We start from the raw sequence: 16,582 nt of genomic DNA on the forward strand, positions 1-16,582 counted from the left end.
TTCACCCTTTTGCATTAGTTAATTGCATAAACTCATTCACATCCTGAATGCAAAGGTCAATTCCTTTTATCCAAAACGCTTCTTTCGTAATATCTTCTTCTAAATGCTTCATGGCCAAATCTTCTACGGTCATAACTGCTGTATCTTGTAGTAAAGCAATATATTTTTCTTCAAAATTAGTTCCTTCATTGATTGCTTTCGCATAAATGCTTAAGGAGAATAAATACCCAAATGTATATGGGAAGTTATAGAAAGGAACTTCCGTAATATAGAAGTGCAATTTAGATGCCCAAAAATGAGGATGCGTTGTTATTAAAGCATCACCATATGCCTCTTTTTGAGCAGTTTCCATTAATTCATTTAATCTCGCTGCAGAAACTATTCCATTCTTACGTTCTTCGTAAAATCTAGTTTCAAATAGAAAACGTGCATGGATGTTCATGAAAAACGCAACACTTCGCTGAATTTTATCTTCTAGAAGAGCAATTTTCTCATCATTTGACTTCGCTTCTTTTACTGCTGCGTCAGCTACAATCATCTCAGCAAATGTAGAAGCTGTTTCGGCAACACCCATAGCGTACTGACGGTTCATCCAGTGTACCGGTCTTAAAGCATATGAATGGAAAGCATGTCCTAATTCATGAGCTAGTGTAGAAACATTGGACATAGATCCACTATACGTCATGAAGATACGTGACTCTTCTGATGCCGGCATATCCGTACAAAATCCTCCTGGACGTTTATTCGGACGATCTTCAGCTTCTATCCAGCCTTGTTCAAATGCATTTCTTGAGAACGCTTCTAGCTTAGGACCAAATTCTTTAAAATGCTTTAAAATAAACGCTGCTCCTTGTTGGAAGTCCATCTTCTCTGTTGACGCACTCACTGGCGCATCTAAGTCATACCAATGCATACCATCCTCGCCTAGCATAGCCGATTTTTTATTTAAATATTCGACAAATGGTCCTTTATTTTTGGAAATAGCTCCCCACATTGCATCCAGTGTTTCTTGTTTCATACGGTTTATTTGAAGTGGTTCTTGTAAGACAGAATCCCAACCTCTTTTTTCATAAATAGCTAATCGGAAACCGGCTAAGTGATTTAGCGTTTTTGCAAAGAACTCCTCTTTTTCAGTCCATGCAGCTTCTAACGCTTCGAAAGATTCCTGGCGAATTGTTGCATCTTCATGAGAGCTTAAGTTATTTGCTTGACCAACAGAAAGCTCTTTCTTTTCTCCATCAATCGTTAATTTGATACGAATATCACCAACAAGTAAATCATATAGTTGACCCCAAGCGTGATAGCCATCCACACCAAGTGTAGTAATCATATCTTCTTCTTTTTCTGAAAGCATTTTCTTTGCTTCTTCTCTCCATTCATTTAATACAAAAGCAAATGCCGAGAGTTCTTCTGTTTGCAGTAATTCTTGCCATATTGTTTCTTCCGTCTTACTAAAGACTTGTTGAATAACAAGCATTTGGGAAGAAAATTTTGCATACATGGAACCAACTTCTCCTTGCAGTAATGCAGCTTTTTTATCCGTTGTATCTTGAGCCAAGAAACAGCCAATTACTGCTCCTCCTTCAGACAAATTCAACGCAATATCCTTCACTTCGTTTATTATATTTTCAATTTGGTGTACATCTTTTACGGAAGTTGGTACAGAGAGTTCTTGTAGTATACTTTCGAAAGCAGTCAATTTAGCTTTCACTTCATCTAAATGTGTGCGAAGGGCAGGTGAACTACTCCCTCCTTTGAAAAAACGGTCTAAGTCCCATACTAGTGGATAAGCTTGTTCAAGCATGTGGATATTCCTCCTATAAAGATAGTTTAGAAGTCTATTATATCATGTTTTGTATAATTAGAATTATTCTGTTTTTAGTCACATAACATTCATAATTGTCATTTGTAGTAGGGATATTTCAAAGGTATACTTATTAAATAGAAGGAGGGGAATCCATGGTAAAGATCATACTTTTGATTTTCAGTTTTATCTCTACTGTTACTGTGAATATACTCGCAGACACACTTCCTATAAACAATCAAACCTCTGAGGCTATATCAAATAGAATACCTGCATTATTCACGCCAGCTAATTATGCATTTTCCATTTTGATTCTTATCTATATCTTATTAGCATTTTGGTTATGGAATGTCATTCGTGAGTATAGAATTACGTCCAAAATTCCATGGAATCGCGTGTTATTATTCGTTGCTAGTTGTATTTTTAATATTGCGTGGATCTTTTTCTGGCATTATGAACTATTTAGTTATTCTCTCATTACGATCATTGCCTTACTTTGGACTTTTTTTATTCTTTATATGACTTATTCTACAGAAGAAGAAAACTGGAAGAGTAGAGTACCTATTTCTATTTACTTAGGTTGGACTTTTGTTGCTACAATTACCAATCTTGACTTTGTTTTAACCTATTATGAGTTTGGTGGATTTGGAATGACGACATCACTATGGGTTGTTATTTTCATGACCATAGCTACAGCCATCGCTCTTCATTTCCGCTATCATTACAATGATCGGGCTATTGTCCTCGTTTTCATCTGGGCTTTTATTGGAATTGCTGCTCGTCACAAATTTGATGATTTATTAATTACATCGGCTTCTTTATTCTTAAGTAGTGTACTCCTAGTAGGAATATTAGTTATCAAAAAAACGCCTTCGAAACGTTAAAGTTCGAAGGCGTTTTTCTATTTAATCTAATTTTGTTAATAAAATCGGAGCTTCTTTTGTAACGATAATCGTGTGCTCAATTTGCGCAACTAATGATTTATCTGGTGTTACAAATGTCCAGCCATCTCCCGATTCGACAATATGCTCTGCTTTTTCAGAGATAAAAGGCTCTACTGCAAGTACCATGCCCTCTTTTAAAATCGTCGGATCCCAAGCATCGTAGTAATTCAAAACATGCTGAGGTGCTTCATGTAGGGATTTCCCAATTCCATGACCAGTTAGATTCATGATTACATGCAAACCATTATCCTTCGCTTCTCTTGCAACAGCTTTCCCGATTTGATTTAAACGGGCACCTGCTTTTACTTTTAACATCGCACGATTAAATGCACTCTCTGCTACTGCACATAATTTTTCTTTTTCCGGATAACCTTCTCCAACGACAAAAGAAATACCTGTATCTGCAAAATACCCATCCAAAGAACCTGATACATCAATATTAACCATATCGCCTTCTTTAATAACACGTGAACCTGGAATACCATGTGCCACTTCTTCGTTCACACTAATACAAGTATATCCTGGGAAATCATATTCTCCCATAGGTCCTGAAATCGCGCCATTTTCTTTGAAGAGCTTGCCACCGATTTCATCGATTTCTTTAGTTGTGATACCAGGTTTAGTTGCAGCTTTCATTACGTCTCGAACTTCCGCAACAATACGCCCTATTTTTTTTAACGCCTCTAACTCTTCATTTGTTTGTACAATCATCTTATAAGATCCCTTCTTCACTTAACTGTACAATAATCATATCATATTTATGCTTTATTCGGCAGTACAAGGCGTGGAGCTTTTACAAACAAAATCACACAGATAAATGCCGCCAGTAAAAATACTGGAATCATATAGGTAGAATTATATATTAGCGAATATAAAATTACATTTTGATCACCAGCAAATTCTCCAAAGAACAGTATTCCAGAAAGTACATGTGCAAGGTAACGAAGAAATGCTGCAATGAATGCCCCAGTAATTACAGCAGTAGCCATCTTCATCTTATCCTTCTGTTCAAACGCTTTCATAAATGCAGGTCTTAATAATCCAGCAAATCCTGCTACCATAAATGCAATAAAGTAGTCAATTGCTACTTGTATAATAACGATTTCAAATGACAACGGTGCAGCATAAAAACGCCCTGTAACTACTTGTAGTAATCCAATTAAAAAACCAGTAATAAGGCCAGCTACTATTCCACGACGAAAAGCTATTAATATAACTGGAACAAGTACAAAGGTAACAGTCCCACCTTGTGGCATTCCAAATCCTAACATATCTAATACATATCCAAGTGCTGCAAAAATAGCTATTTCCACCAATAACAATACACGTTGATTTTTCATTGTAATCTCCTTTTTTGACCACAAAAAAACGACACCGGGATAGACCCAGACATCGCGCGATTGTCAGTTTCCATCCACATCCCTACGCAAGCATGAACTTACAGGTTCTAAGGGTACTATCTCAGCCGCTTAAGCGACGCCCCTTGTGGTTATGAATTATTTAGTTCGAGTTCATTGTAGCTGAATGAAGTAAGCAATGCAACCCCTTATGTTATCATTGTAATAATATTGGGAATTTAATATAAGGGGTGTTTGGAATGATTAACTTATTGAAAAATCTAATTCGCATAAAGAGTGACGACGTACAAGGAGCAAACGAAGCACTATTATTTTGTAAAGCATGGCTCGAGGAAAGAGAAATCGTTCCAATAATATATGAGCATGAATCTCAGCTTATGCTTATTGCGGAGATAGGAAGCGGTGACGAATGTATCGTTTGGAATGGTCATGTGGATGTAGTCCCTGGAAATCCAACACAATTTCAACCATATGTAGAGGGAGATTATTTATATGGACGTGGCTCTGCAGATATGAAAGCTGGGGTAGCTGCTATGATGGATGCATTTTATGAGCTCTCCAAAAATCCTCTGAAGTTATCCAAAAAAATTCAACTTCATCTAGTAACAGATGAAGAAACAGGCGGAAATACTTCTCACTATCTAGTAAGCAAAGGTTATAACGGTAATTTTGTTATTTGCGGAGAGCCTACGCATTTACATATCGGACTTCAAGCAAAAGGGATTATACAATTAGATATCGTGCTTAAAGGAAAATCCAGTCATGGAAGTCGTCCTTGGGAAGGGGTCAATGCAATTGAAAAAGCATTTGCATTTGATCAAGAAATGCGAAAACTATCCTTTTTAACGGCAAGTAGTGCGTTTTATGATTATCCCTCACTAAATTTGGCAAAAATACATGCAGGAGACCGTTATAATGTTGTTCCAGATAAATGTGTACTAAGCTATGACATTCGCTATGTTCCAGGACAAAATCAAGATGCTATTATTGATGAGATACAAAATGCTGCTAATCATTTTTTTGAAAGTGAAGTGGTTATTCATTCTACTGCTCCTGCAGTAACGACAGAGGATAATAATAGCTATGTAGAAAAGCTACAAGGCATTACTTCTAAAATTATGGACAGACCTACTAATCTATTTGGGCAGCATGGTTCAGCGGATACTCGTTTCTATGCAGAGCAAGGTGCTGGTGCAATTGAGTTTGGACCAAGCGGAGCAGATTGGCATGGAGAAAATGAATATGTGTCTATTTCTTCAGTGGAAAAATATAAGAACATCTTAGTTTCTTTTGCGTTAGCATGAAACTATCAATGCCCGTATATATAGTAAATCACAAGCTAGAAAGGAGATTTATTTGAATGAATAACAACAAATTACTAAGCGCACTATCTTATTTTAGTGTACTATTTGCGCCATTTATACTTCCCATCATTGTTTATTTTATTACACAAGAAAAAGAAGTAAAGTATCATGCGAAAAAGTCATTAATCTCACATGTTGTCCCAGTTATTCTCCTTATTATTTTATTTATAAGTATATTTGCAAACTTTTTCCCATTATTTAATGCTCTACCGTATGAAGAACCTTCATTATGGACAGTATCCGCACCGATATTATTTATTTTCTTGTATATGATTGTTTATATAATCATTCTCATATGGAACATTATTCAAGGCATTAAAGTGTTACGATAATGTTTATTCATATGTAATTGAGGGAATAAAATAATATAGAGATTTAAACGAGGAGCGATAGCAATGAAAGTAAAAAACTTAGTTAAAATTGCGATTAAATGGGCACCAATTGTGTATCCGATCGTTCGTAAAGTATTAAAATCTAAAAAAACGGTAAAATAAAAAAGCGCTAATCAATATGTATCTTACACGGAATAAAGTATAGTTGATTTCCGCTATAGGCGGACGCTTTCCGCGGGGTGAGCGATAAGCCATCACCGCCGCTATGCGTCGTTTGTGATGTCTTATCTGTCTCACTCATCCCGCTGGAGTCGCCGCCTGCCGCTTCAATCAACAAAGTAATAAATGTTCGTAATTGAATGACAAAGTACTATTTATAAAATTAACTCAGTTATCAACTTATTAGAGGGTTTTTCGGAGCAACTTGTTCTAATGGTTTCGGGAATGCTTAGTGCAGACTCTTCCACTTCATTACCGAAAGGTCCTAACAGACTAATACTCTGCTTCCAATGTAATCCATTGGAGTTCTTATTCAATCAATAAAAAAGCTGTCTTCGGTTTATTGAAGACAGCTTTTTTGCTTAGATATATGCTTTTAATTCGGTTAATGATAAATAGTGATCAAGGCCTTCAATCTTCGAAACTGGAGATTTAGAGTCCTTTTTTTCTTTGTTTATTAGTTGCTCAAATGTTAAAGGATTTGGAGCTGGTAATTCATATGGATAGACTTGTAAGCCTTTATTGTATTGTGAAAAGAATGCATTTGCCATCAGACGGTAACCTTCCAATGAAGGATGAACATCAGCAGCATTTGGTAACAATTCTTTTGCTTGAGCTTCAAATATCTCTGCAACGGATATAAAAGTCGCACCATTTGCTTCTGCTTCCGCTTTTAAAATAGTATGCAATGTGTCTAACTCTTTACGCACGCCTTCCTGTTGGGACTCGTGAACATGTGGATAAGCAAAATAATAGCCCATTACATAGACTTTGGCTTTCGGTGCTATTACTTTTACTTCCTTAATGATTTCTTCTACATTTTTTCTAGCGCTATTCAATGCAAAATCTACAGGAACTTTTTGATAGGCAACTGAACCGTTTGATGGATTCACTTGTACAAGTCGAAGTAAATCATTGGCACCAACAGAAATGGTTACAAGCGTTGCATTTTTCAATAATTCTTTCGCTTCTTTCGTCCGAACAGTTGATAGCACATCTGCAGTTGTATAACCGGGAAATGCTAATGCTTTCGAATAGAGAGCAAGCTGATTAGAGCGAGTCAATTCTTGCGCAATTAAATCCGTATAACCAGCATCAATCGCACGATAAGGCGTTTGCCCTGCTGCTAATGAATCTCCAAGCGCAATATATACTTCCTTCCCTTTTGCTTCTGCTGACATAGTTGTAAATGGCAGCAACGAGATAACCAGTAAGACAATCCACTTCTTCATGCAGATCAACTCCTTAAAATGCCCATGCACCTTTACAAAATATAGGCTCTATTGTTCCGTCTTCTAATTCACCCATTATATCCATGAGAGCACTACCAATCATAAAATCTTCATGTACAATCGATGTATTGATACCTAGTTGTTCAAGTTCTGTATGAGATAAACCACGAGCACCTTCTACACATGTAGGATAAGCTTCACCTATAGCAAAATGGTTAGATGCATTTTCATCAAATAACGTGTTAAAGAATAATACGTTGGATGCAGAAATCGGTGATTCATGAGGAACTAATGCAATTTCCCCTAAATATTTTGCTCCATCGTCTGTTTGAATCAATTCTTGTAGCAGTTTCTCACCAGTAGCAGCTTGTACTTTAGTTATCGCACCATCTTCAAATGTTAAGGTAAAGTCGTCAATCACATTTCCTTGATATACTAATGGCTTTGTATTCTTTACATAGCCATTTACCCCTGATTTAAGTGGTGCAGTATATACCTCTTCTGTTGGCATATTTGCTACGAAAGGAACAGATTGAGCATTTTTACTAGCTCCAGAAAGCCATATATGTTCTTTAGGCAACTCTACTTGAATATCCGTACCCTCTGCTGTATAGTGTAGCTTTTTAAATCGTTTAGCATTTAAAAGAGCAGCTCGACTTTCTAAATGATCAATATGCTCTTTCCATTTTTGAACTGCTGTACCTTCTCCAATTCTTACTACTTGGAAAATGAGGTCCCACAGTGCTTGCATTTGATATTCACCTTCTAAATGAGGGAATACCTTTGCTGCCCATTTCTCTGAAGGCATTGCAACAATTGACCATGTAATAACATCATTCATCACTGCTTTGCGATACCCTTCCAATGCTTTACCACTTGCTTTTTGAAAGTTAGAAATGCGGTCGATTGCAACTCCCTCTAGTAAATCTGGATTGTCCGCATCAATCCATAATAAAGCACCCTTATTTTCAATTAGCTCGTCACGTTGTACAGCAGACCATTTTGGAAATTCATGAAACGCTTCATCTGGAGCTAAGTCGTAAAACAAACGAGCGTTTACTTCATCTGTATAATTTACATCCACTCGTTTTGCCCCTGCTTCGTACGCTTTCTTTACAATAAGTCTTGTAAAGTCAATTGTATCCGTTGTTGTATTAATTAAGAGTGGTTGATTCTTTTGTATATTTAAGCCAACCTTCACAATTAATTCTGCATATTCCTCTAGCTTTTGTTGAAAATCCATGCTTTATTTCCCCTTTTTATCAATCGTTTTCGAAGATCCTTCGATCAATTCTCCTCGATACCAAACTTTCTGAACTGGCTTACTTGGAAGCTCTTTCGTCCATTTTTTATATGTTTTTTCATCTGAATAGGTTAATAACGTTAATACTTCACCATCTTTTCCAGCACGACCTGTTCGCCCAGAACGGTGTAAATATGGCTCAATGGAATGAGGTACGTCTACATGGATGACATGTGTTAAACCCGAAATATCTAGTCCTCTTGCAGCAACATCTGTAGCAATTAGTATACTCACTTTTCCATTTTTGAAATCGTCTAATGCCTGTTTACGCTCTTCTTTCTTCATTTCAGAATGAAGAGATACAATTGGAGCATTTCGATAAGCAAGTTTCGAATCCTTCATTAATAGCTGATCCAGACTATTTACAAAAGCTAGCCCTTTCATTCCTTCCAGATGGGAAAGTCTTCTTAAGAGCTCCGTTTTATCCCGTGGTTCAGTTTTCACAAAACTATGAATAACTTTACCTTTCATAGGAATATCTTCGGCCGATACTTGAATACGCACAGGATTTTTCATCATTCTTTCAGCAACTAACTCAATTTCCTCCGTAATCGTAGCAGATACAACAACAAGCTGTCTTTCAACAGTAGCGTCGATTAATCCTTTTACAGTCGTACGATGTTCTCTGCTTAACAGCTGATCTCCTTCATCTAAAACAACTATGTTAATCTCGTGCATTTTAATTTTTTTAACTTTTACAAGCTCTTGTAATCGCCCTGGAGTTCCCACAACAATTGTAGGTTTCTTTTTCAGCACTTCTATTTGTCTGTTAATATTTGCTCCACCAATTAACTGTGCAACGGTAATATCAGTACCTGATACCCAATCCCGAAATACTTCTACGATTTGCATCCCAAGTTCTTGCGAAGGAACAATAACTAATGCTTGTGTTTGCTTTTTAGTAGGGTCAACTTTCTGCAACAATGGTAGAACATAAGCAAGTGTTTTTCCTGTTCCAGTTGGTGATTCTGCTACTATATCTGAACCATCTAGCATATGTGGGATTAATTTAGATTGAATTGGCATTTCAAAAGCAAAATTTGCTTTCGCCCATTTCTCTTGTAGTGTTTCATTTAAATTTTGTATAAAAGTCAAGTTATTTTCCACCTCATCTGTGTTTGAGTCAAGTGTACCACATTTTTCTTATCGACCATTACATATACAAAATTGATAGAAAATACTAAAAAAAGTACCTTAAACAAAAGGCACTAGTTTGTTTGTTTTTCTTCAGTTGTATATTCCTTCATTAATTCATAAAAATTTAGTTCATATAATTGTCTTCCATCAATTTTAAATACACCTTTATTTACAAGGTCTTCTATCATATCATCTCGTCTTTGTTCCGTTTTCGAATCTTTGTATATCATCATTCTAGCTGTCTCCTTACATTGTTATTCCACTATATGTTTACCCAATGTCGGAAATTATAAACTAGACTTTTCTACTTTTTTAAAAGCCATGCAGAAACCAGGAAAACGTTTTCGAATGAATAAATACAATAAATACCCCACCAAAGCACCAAGTGTATTTAACCAAAGATCATCCACATCACTACTTCTATTTTGAGGAAGCTGAACAATTTCAATGAAGAATGAAGTACCTAATCCAATGATTACGGTATTCGGAAAAAACTCCATTCTTTTAAAGAGCAACGGCAATAAGAAACCTATTGGTATAAAAAGCAGGATATTACCAAGAAAGTTAATATAAAAAGGCTGCCAAAACCCTAAATAAACAATTGCATTATACGTTTCTTTTACAACTCGGAATAACTCTAAATTTAAACCCGTTCCAAACACTTTAGCAGCACCAGGTTTAGGAATAATAGTTTGAGAAAATAATCCGATGAATATAGATATTAGAATAAGTATGCCTAACTCATGCAAGCCTTCTTTCAGCTGAAACCCTCTCTTTTTCCAACGGATTAGACGCCAAATAATAAGGATCGGAAGTGCTAGACAAATAAAAAAGAACATGTCATCCAAATAGTTGATAATTACATGCATTTATTCACCTTCCAATAATTCTTGTAAGAATTTTTCTCGATGATCAAGAAAATACTTTGTAATTTGATAATGACCGGTCATTTCATACTCCAATTCCTCAATTTCGCCATTGTCAAAACTAAGGATTGTCGCATTGGGGTAGCCTAAAATAATTGGTGAGTGTGTTGCAATTATAAACTGGCAATCCTCTTCTTTTACTAAATCATGCATAATGCGCAGAAAAGATAGTTGCCTTTGAGGAGAAAGTGCAGCTTCTGGCTCATCGAGTAAATAGATAGCCCGCCCATTAAAGCGATTTAAAAATAAGGATAAAAAGGATTCCCCGTGCGATTGTTCATGAAGCGATTTTCCACCATAATGTCGGGTGCTCTCACTATCATCAACATGTGATGCAAATTGATAAAATGTTTCTGCTCGTAAAAAGAAACCATTTGTCACCTTTGGCATCCAGGATAAACGAAGATGTTTTCCAAGTGCACTTTCGGAAGCATCTACTTCATATAAATTGTTTCTACTTCCACCTGCTGTATTGAACTCACAATTATCTGCAATTCCTTCTAATAAGGTTGACTTGCCTGTCCCATTTTCTCCTACTAAGAACGTGACACGATTGGTTAATTCAAGCTCAGTTAATTTATTAATTGTCGGTATTGTAAAAGGATACTCGTCCTCTATATCCGACTCGTTTCTTAAAAGCGTTATTTTTTTCAAAAACATATGAATCCCCCCCCACTCATACTATCTACTATTGACTATGAAAGGTTGTGAACCATGGATCTCCCCGTTCGATTGGAAACAAAGCGAATCCAAAAATCCTCACCTAAATTAAATGTTCTTTATCCTATAGTAACTAACTTACCTTATCCGGCAATAGAAAAAAAGATTAATGGAGATATTATTACACATCTAAATAAAATGCTAATAGAACAAGGCCTCTACAATGAGAACTTAGTGGAGATAATAGGAAACTATGAAGTGAAGACAAATGAAAGAGGAATATTAAGTTTAACATTAACCGTCTATTCTTTTAGTGGGGGGGCTCATGGTTTAACAATCATTCAATCTTTAACATTTGATGTAACTACCGGAAAGCAATATGCCTTAAAAGATTTATTTAAACCAAGTAGTAACTACGTTGATGTCTTGTCTAAAATTATTTCTAAGAAAATAGTAGAGTGGGATGTCCCCCTATTAATAGAGTTTACCGGTATACGTCCAGACCAAGATTTTTACATTGCGGATCATAGCCTCATTATTTATTTTCAATTATATGAATGGACTCCTTATGTATATGGATTCCCTTATTTTCCGATTGCGATTAAAGACATCGAGCATATCATTCGACAGGACGGGCCTCTAAAAAAGATGCTTCCTTTTTAGTAGGTTCTGTTAAACGATCAAGTTGTTATGTACGAAAATCCGCTCGCTTTCCGCGAACGAACTGCCAAGTCTCCTCGGGCAGATCCTTTTAGTAAATAAAATTTATTCTTTATCATTTATACTCTCCTAGTCGAATACTGTAGAATAAAGGAGTGATTTCAGTCAATCTATTTGTGGCAAGGTCATTGGATGAGATTCGTTTTTGGTCCAGGATTATGAAAGAACATGCATTGTTTTTAAGTCTTGGTTTTAGTTTCGATGACAAAAAACTCATTCAAGAAGCACTAGGTTTTGTTACTTTATTTGAGAAAATTGAAGAAAAATTAAGTACTTATTCCCTTCAATCAGATCCCGAGGAAATAAAAAGATTTAATGTTCAAGTATATCAAGCTGCTACGGCGATATGGGCCTATAAAAGAAAAGTGCTAGGACTAATTTTACGGTGTGAAATTCAATCAAATAACTATGCCTTATTAGTAGATCATACAAGTAGAGAAGCTGCTTATTTTGTAAACCGATTAAAAGAGTTAAATGCAGGAAAGTTAGAACCAGAAGCTGACGACATTATTAAAGAAAATGTCTTCTTTCTTAGAATTATGGCAGACCATTCAAAATTTATCGGTCACCTATTAGACCCTTCCGAAAGAAAACTTGTCGATCAAGCTCGTGAATTCAGTCAAGACTTTGACCAGCTTGTTTTTCAAGCAATCGATTTAGATTCTATGAGCCCACAATCTGAAACTGTACCAATTTTGGATCAATTTCTTGATCAAAACCGAGTATCCGTTGTATCCCTTCGAGACTTTAAAAAAGCAGCAAGAGATCTAATAGAAGCTTGTCGGATTAAAAGTAATATTCATCCTCTTCTTGCCGACCATGTTTTTAGAGAAGCAGAAAGGTTTATTCATATTATTGACATGTTTGAAGAGACACTCGTATCAAACCAAGGTAAGTAAACTTGTATAATAGTACATTTACTATTTTTTTAATTGAGATCTGTTAACTCTAGTGACAGCCTCCCTTCACTGAGGTAAAGTAATAGTTAAGTTAGTGAAGGGAGCATATAAAAATGAAGGCTATTTTTTTTGATTTAGATGATACATTATTATGGGACAAAAAAAGTGTTGAGGCTGCTTTTCAAAAAACATGTGCATATGCAGCAACAAAAGCAACTATTGATCCAAATGAGTTGGAACAAGCCGTACGTGCAGAAGCTAGTGCATTGTATGATACATATGAAACACGTCCATTTACACAAATGATTGGGATTAACCCTTTTGAAGGACTATGGGGAACTTTTGATGATCCAGGTGAAGGTTTTCAGAAGATGAAAGCAATTATTTCGGAGTACCAACGAGAAGCATGGATAAGAGGACTAAAAAACCTAGGCATTGATGATACGGTTTTAGGAAGTGAGCTTGCACTGTACTTCCCACAAATGCGAAAAGAAAGCCCATTTGTATATGAAGAAACATTTGAAGTGCTAGATCAATTAAAAGGGAAATATACACTACTCTTAATGACTAATGGATCACCAAGCCTACAAAATATCAAACTGGAAATTACACCAGAGATTACTCCCTATTTCGATCATATTATTATTTCAGGGACATTTGGTAAAGGAAAACCAGACCCTTCTATTTTCGAGCATGCATTAGACATAGTCGGATTGGATGCAGAAGAAGTATTAATGGTTGGAGATAACTTAATGACAGACATTCTTGGTTCTTCAAAAGTAGGCATTCAATCTATTTGGATCAACCGAGAAGAGAAACCTGTGATTGAAGAAGTTATTCCTACTTATACAATTGAAAATTTAAGAGAATTGCTGCCAATCCTACTTAAGTAAGGTGGAAACTAGTGACTAACACAGTGTTAATAAATGAAGACTTAGAAACCGTTTGGGATGCGATTACGGACGAAAAAAAACTCTCTGAATGGTATGTTCCTGGTTCCTTTTGGGTTATTCCAAAACGCGGATTTTCGTCACAAAATATCTTCTTCTAGAAAGCAATTGCCTAATTTAACAGAGCTATAAAAAAGAAGGGGCTGTCCAATAAGCCCATAAATTGAAGCAGGTGTAGAAAAACGAGTCTTTTTCTACACCTGACTTTTGTATACTTTTTATTTATACTACTATTTTTTGTAGGCAATTGATTGTAGTGAAAGACGGCGACTCCAGCGGGAATAGCATGAGCTGATGGCCCCGCAGGAGCGAAAGCGACGAGGAGACTGAAGCCATGCCCGCGGAAAGCGTCCGTCTGGAACGGAAATCAATACATTGGTAAAGGGACCATCTCTCAGTCACTAAATGACTTTAGGGACAGCCCCTCCTTTATTATGACACTGTTAAACTAAATATAGTTATTTAGTAGAATCCACTAACTTCCCGCAGGAATCTACCGCAAATTATCTGCTAAAAAACAGTACAAGAAAACAGAGCCTTTTATAGAGCTATCGGCGTTGCATCATAGATATCAGCTAATCCTTTTAACTTTTCGATGCCAGTATCTTCTACATGCTTATCAATAGAAAGCATCATAATTGCATCTCCACCTACTTCAGAACGTCCCACTTGCATCGCTGCGATATTGATTCCTTCTTCCGCAAGAAGTGTTCCTACGCGTCCGATTGCCCCTGGTTGATCTTTATGTCGGATGAATAATAAATATCCAGTAGGTACAACGTCTACGATAAAGTTATCAACACGTACAATTCGACCTCCTAGTCCATTTAATAACGTACCAGACACTTTTCTTGTTCCTGTTGAAGTTTTCACTTCCACTGTTATTAAACTAGTAAATCCTTTTGATTTCGGTGTTTTCAGTTCATTTACTGTAATACCAAGGCGGTCTGCAAGGAATTTAGCATTTACATCGTTTACAGATTCCCCTAGCTTACTTTTCAGAAGGCCTTTTACTGCATTACGTGACAATGGACGTGTATCTAAATTTGCTAGCTCTCCAGAATAGGTAATGTTTACTTCTTCTGGTACTCCGTCCGCTAAATCGCTTAAAAATGAACCTAACTGTTCTCCTAAATTAAAGAAAGGTTCAATTTTAGCTAAAACATCTTTTGGCACAGATGAAAGGTTAACTGGATTTTTTACGACTCCATTTTGTAGGAAGCTAACTACATCATAAGAAACATCGATTGCAACTATTTCTTGTGCTTCTACAGTACTTGCACCTAAGTGAGGTGTAGCAATCACTTGTGGCAATTCCAGTAACTTATGCTCAACAAATGGCTCTTCTTCAAATACATCAAGTGCTGCTCCAGCAACTTTACCAGAAACAATCGCATCGTATAGTGCATCCTCATCGATAATCCCACCACGGGCACAGTTGATAATTTGAACGCCGTCTTTCATTTTTTCAAATGCTTCTTTATTAATTAAATGACGAGTTTCTTTTAAAAGTGGTGTATGCACAGTGATAAAATCTGCTGCTTTGATTACGTCTTCCACCGTACCGAATTGAACACCTAATTTTTCTGCTTTCTCTGCTGTTAAGAATGGGTCGTAAGCAATAACATTCATACGTTGACCTTTTGCACGAGCAGCTACTTCCTGTCCAATTCTACCAAAACCAACAACACCTAATGTTTTGTTCTTCACTTCTACCCCAATAAATGTTTTACGGTCCCATATTTTATGTTTCAATGCATGGAAAGCTTGAGGGATATTACGAGCAAGGGACATCAGCATCGCAATTGTATGTTCTGCAGCAGAGTTAGTGTTACCGTCTGGTGCATTTACAACAATAATTCCACGTTCAGTGGCAGCAGGTATATCAATATTATCTACCCCTACTCCTGCCCGACCAATGATTTTTAAGTTCGTTCCTTTTTCAATAATTTCACGAGTTACTTGTGTTTGACTACGTACTAGTAAAGCATCAAATTCACCAATTTTTTCTGCAAGTTCCTCTGGTGTTAAGTTTGTATCTACAACAATGTTAAAACCTTCTGCTTGTCTTAAAGGGAAAATACCATCTTCACTTAGTGGATCGCTGATTAAAATATTATATGCCATTATTATTCTCTCCTTCTGTTGTTGTTTTACTATTGATACTTTGCCTATTTCATTTTCTAGACAACCCCAACTTGTTCATCCTTATTTTGGAAAAACAAAAAAAGCCCTTCGCTCCCTACATAAATGTAAGGGGCGAAGAGCTTGTAAAAAACTCACGCGGTACCACCCAAATTTACTGCAAATAATCTGCAGCTTCTTATTTCATATGCTTAACGCGCATTTACGAATGAACCTACTTAGTTATTCAGCTCACCAATTCAAGAGTGCTACTTCACATGTAAAATCACTGATTTGCACCATCCATCAGCTCTCTTTAGATTTCAAAATGTAAGCCTATCTCCGTCAAAATTGTTTAAGTTTTATTTGATTAAATTCATCATACGCACTGTCTTTTTAATTGTCAATATAGTTAAAAAACTTGAAAACGCTATCATTATTTTAGAATCAAAAAAAAGCCTGATATTACGCAGTTTCGGTTAATTATATTTATTTTTTTAAAAATATCATTCGTGTTTTTATTGTAATTTCGAATAATTAAATAGATAATATTTATAAACGAGTAGTAATTCACGAACTTTAATCTATTTTTTAAAAAAATCATCCATAA

At 36.1% G+C, this 16,582-nt stretch carries 18 protein-coding genes, 1 riboswitch and 1 other annotated feature; of the genes, 8 read left to right on the plus strand and 10 right to left on the minus strand.

Annotated elements, in window-relative coordinates:
- Window position 1: 1 nt before the first annotated feature.
- Window positions 2–1,804 carry a M3 family oligoendopeptidase gene (locus MHB48_RS16590; protein ID WP_342599008.1) on the minus strand — a complete coding sequence of 601 codons (1,803 nt, stop codon included), beginning with the start codon at window positions 1,802–1,804 and terminating at the stop codon, window positions 2–4.
- Between the two features lie 155 nt (window positions 1,805–1,959).
- Between MHB48_RS16590 and MHB48_RS16595 the strand changes: the two genes are divergently transcribed.
- Entirely contained in the window at window positions 1,960–2,688 is a 729-nt protein-coding gene (locus tag MHB48_RS16595; RefSeq protein WP_342599009.1) for a tryptophan-rich sensory protein, read from the plus strand.
- Window positions 2,689–2,709: 21 nt separating this feature from the next.
- Here the strand turns inward: MHB48_RS16595 and map are convergent, their stop codons facing one another.
- The gene (map, locus tag MHB48_RS16600; protein WP_342599010.1) at window positions 2,710–3,459 is read right to left on the minus strand and encodes a type I methionyl aminopeptidase; all 750 of its coding nucleotides are present in this window, start codon (window positions 3,457–3,459) and stop codon (window positions 2,710–2,712) included.
- A gap of 47 nt (window positions 3,460–3,506) precedes the next feature.
- Window positions 3,507–4,088, minus strand: coding sequence for an energy-coupled thiamine transporter ThiT (thiT, locus tag MHB48_RS16605; protein ID WP_342599011.1), 582 nt, complete (start codon window positions 4,086–4,088; stop codon window positions 3,507–3,509).
- A 62-nt stretch (window positions 4,089–4,150) separates the two neighbouring features.
- Window positions 4,151–4,242: riboswitch (TPP riboswitch) on the minus strand.
- A 103-nt stretch (window positions 4,243–4,345) separates the two neighbouring features.
- Between thiT and MHB48_RS16610 the strand changes: the two genes are divergently transcribed.
- The 3 genes from MHB48_RS16610 (at window position 4,346) to MHB48_RS16620 (ending at window position 5,964) form a co-directional block, all read left to right on the plus strand.
- A complete protein-coding gene (locus MHB48_RS16610) occupies window positions 4,346–5,410 on the plus strand; it encodes a M20/M25/M40 family metallo-hydrolase (RefSeq protein ID WP_342599012.1) in 1,065 nt (354 codons plus the stop codon).
- Window positions 5,411–5,466: 56 nt separating this feature from the next.
- Window positions 5,467–5,802 carry a DUF4870 domain-containing protein gene (locus MHB48_RS16615; protein ID WP_340923336.1) on the plus strand — a complete coding sequence of 112 codons (336 nt, stop codon included), beginning with the start codon at window positions 5,467–5,469 and terminating at the stop codon, window positions 5,800–5,802.
- Window positions 5,803–5,865: 63 nt separating this feature from the next.
- Window positions 5,866–5,964 carry a hypothetical protein gene (locus MHB48_RS16620; protein ID WP_340923340.1) on the plus strand — a complete coding sequence of 33 codons (99 nt, stop codon included), beginning with the start codon at window positions 5,866–5,868 and terminating at the stop codon, window positions 5,962–5,964.
- Window positions 5,965–6,383: 419 nt separating this feature from the next.
- Here MHB48_RS16620 and MHB48_RS16625 read toward each other — a convergent pair whose 3' ends face one another.
- From MHB48_RS16625 to MHB48_RS16650, 6 genes are all read right to left on the minus strand, one after another.
- Complete coding sequence (locus tag MHB48_RS16625; RefSeq protein ID WP_342599013.1) at window positions 6,384–7,253, minus strand: SGNH/GDSL hydrolase family protein; 870 nt, start codon at window positions 7,251–7,253, stop codon at window positions 6,384–6,386.
- A gap of 13 nt (window positions 7,254–7,266) precedes the next feature.
- On the minus strand, window positions 7,267–8,496 hold the full coding sequence (locus MHB48_RS16630) for an aminopeptidase (protein WP_342599014.1): 1,230 nt from the start codon (window positions 8,494–8,496) through the stop codon (window positions 7,267–7,269).
- A 3-nt stretch (window positions 8,497–8,499) separates the two neighbouring features.
- Window positions 8,500–9,651, minus strand: coding sequence for a DEAD/DEAH box helicase (locus MHB48_RS16635; protein ID WP_342599015.1), 1,152 nt, complete (start codon window positions 9,649–9,651; stop codon window positions 8,500–8,502).
- Between the two features lie 113 nt (window positions 9,652–9,764).
- Window positions 9,765–9,926, minus strand: coding sequence for a Fur-regulated basic protein FbpA (locus MHB48_RS16640; RefSeq protein WP_340923351.1), 162 nt, complete (start codon window positions 9,924–9,926; stop codon window positions 9,765–9,767).
- Window positions 9,927–9,980: 54 nt separating this feature from the next.
- Complete coding sequence (locus MHB48_RS16645; RefSeq protein WP_342599016.1) at window positions 9,981–10,562, minus strand: VanZ family protein; 582 nt, start codon at window positions 10,560–10,562, stop codon at window positions 9,981–9,983.
- Window positions 10,563–11,279 carry an AAA family ATPase gene (locus MHB48_RS16650; RefSeq protein ID WP_342599017.1) on the minus strand — a complete coding sequence of 239 codons (717 nt, stop codon included), beginning with the start codon at window positions 11,277–11,279 and terminating at the stop codon, window positions 10,563–10,565.
- Between the two features lie 54 nt (window positions 11,280–11,333).
- On the opposite strand from MHB48_RS16650, the gene MHB48_RS16655 reads away from it, so the two are divergent.
- The 4 genes from MHB48_RS16655 (at window position 11,334) to MHB48_RS16670 (ending at window position 13,949) form a co-directional block, all read left to right on the plus strand.
- Window positions 11,334–11,942 (plus strand): DUF3298 and DUF4163 domain-containing protein, encoded by a 609-nt coding sequence (locus tag MHB48_RS16655; RefSeq protein ID WP_342599018.1) that lies wholly within the window; start codon window positions 11,334–11,336, stop codon window positions 11,940–11,942.
- Between the two features lie 152 nt (window positions 11,943–12,094).
- Window positions 12,095–12,898 (plus strand): DUF2935 domain-containing protein, encoded by an 804-nt coding sequence (locus MHB48_RS16660; RefSeq protein ID WP_342599019.1) that lies wholly within the window; start codon window positions 12,095–12,097, stop codon window positions 12,896–12,898.
- 113 nt (window positions 12,899–13,011) lie between these two features.
- Window positions 13,012–13,791, plus strand: a complete 780-nt coding sequence (locus MHB48_RS16665; protein ID WP_342599020.1) for an HAD family hydrolase — start codon at window positions 13,012–13,014, stop codon at window positions 13,789–13,791.
- Between the two features lie 11 nt (window positions 13,792–13,802).
- A complete protein-coding gene (locus MHB48_RS16670) occupies window positions 13,803–13,949 on the plus strand; it encodes a hypothetical protein (protein ID WP_342599021.1) in 147 nt (48 codons plus the stop codon).
- Between the two features lie 439 nt (window positions 13,950–14,388).
- Here MHB48_RS16670 and serA read toward each other — a convergent pair whose 3' ends face one another.
- The gene (gene serA / locus MHB48_RS16675; protein ID WP_340923368.1) at window positions 14,389–15,975 is read right to left on the minus strand and encodes a phosphoglycerate dehydrogenase; all 1,587 of its coding nucleotides are present in this window, start codon (window positions 15,973–15,975) and stop codon (window positions 14,389–14,391) included.
- Window positions 15,976–16,100: 125 nt separating this feature from the next.
- Window positions 16,101–16,330, minus strand: a binding site (T-box leader).
- Window positions 16,331–16,582: the final 252 nt, after the last annotated feature.

The organism is Psychrobacillus sp. FSL H8-0483 (assembly GCF_038637725.1).
In the GTDB taxonomy this organism is placed as follows: domain Bacteria; phylum Bacillota; class Bacilli; order Bacillales_A; family Planococcaceae; genus Psychrobacillus.

Excerpts from the sequence above, each read along its gene's own strand:
- MHB48_RS16590 (WP_342599008.1), bottom strand. The coding sequence starts at position 1,804 with ATGCTTGAACAAGCTTATCCACTAGTATGGGACTTAGACCGTTTTTTC.
- MHB48_RS16595 (WP_342599009.1), top strand. The coding sequence starts at position 1,960 with ATGGTAAAGATCATACTTTTGATTTTCAGTTTTATCTCTACTGTTACT.
- map (WP_342599010.1), bottom strand. The coding sequence starts at position 3,459 with ATGATTGTACAAACAAATGAAGAGTTAGAGGCGTTAAAAAAAATAGGG.
- thiT (WP_342599011.1), bottom strand. The coding sequence starts at position 4,088 with ATGAAAAATCAACGTGTATTGTTATTGGTGGAAATAGCTATTTTTGCA.
- MHB48_RS16610 (WP_342599012.1), top strand. The coding sequence starts at position 4,346 with ATGATTAACTTATTGAAAAATCTAATTCGCATAAAGAGTGACGACGTA.
- MHB48_RS16615 (WP_340923336.1), top strand. The coding sequence starts at position 5,467 with ATGAATAACAACAAATTACTAAGCGCACTATCTTATTTTAGTGTACTA.
- MHB48_RS16620 (WP_340923340.1), top strand. The coding sequence starts at position 5,866 with ATGAAAGTAAAAAACTTAGTTAAAATTGCGATTAAATGGGCACCAATT.
- MHB48_RS16625 (WP_342599013.1), bottom strand. The coding sequence starts at position 7,253 with ATGAAGAAGTGGATTGTCTTACTGGTTATCTCGTTGCTGCCATTTACA.
- MHB48_RS16630 (WP_342599014.1), bottom strand. The coding sequence starts at position 8,496 with ATGGATTTTCAACAAAAGCTAGAGGAATATGCAGAATTAATTGTGAAG.
- MHB48_RS16640 (WP_340923351.1), bottom strand. The coding sequence starts at position 9,926 with ATGATGATATACAAAGATTCGAAAACGGAACAAAGACGAGATGATATG.
- MHB48_RS16645 (WP_342599016.1), bottom strand. The coding sequence starts at position 10,562 with ATGCATGTAATTATCAACTATTTGGATGACATGTTCTTTTTTATTTGT.
- MHB48_RS16650 (WP_342599017.1), bottom strand. The coding sequence starts at position 11,279 with ATGTTTTTGAAAAAAATAACGCTTTTAAGAAACGAGTCGGATATAGAG.
- MHB48_RS16655 (WP_342599018.1), top strand. The coding sequence starts at position 11,334 with ATGGATCTCCCCGTTCGATTGGAAACAAAGCGAATCCAAAAATCCTCA.
- MHB48_RS16665 (WP_342599020.1), top strand. The coding sequence starts at position 13,012 with ATGAAGGCTATTTTTTTTGATTTAGATGATACATTATTATGGGACAAA.
- serA (WP_340923368.1), bottom strand. The coding sequence starts at position 15,975 with ATGGCATATAATATTTTAATCAGCGATCCACTAAGTGAAGATGGTATT.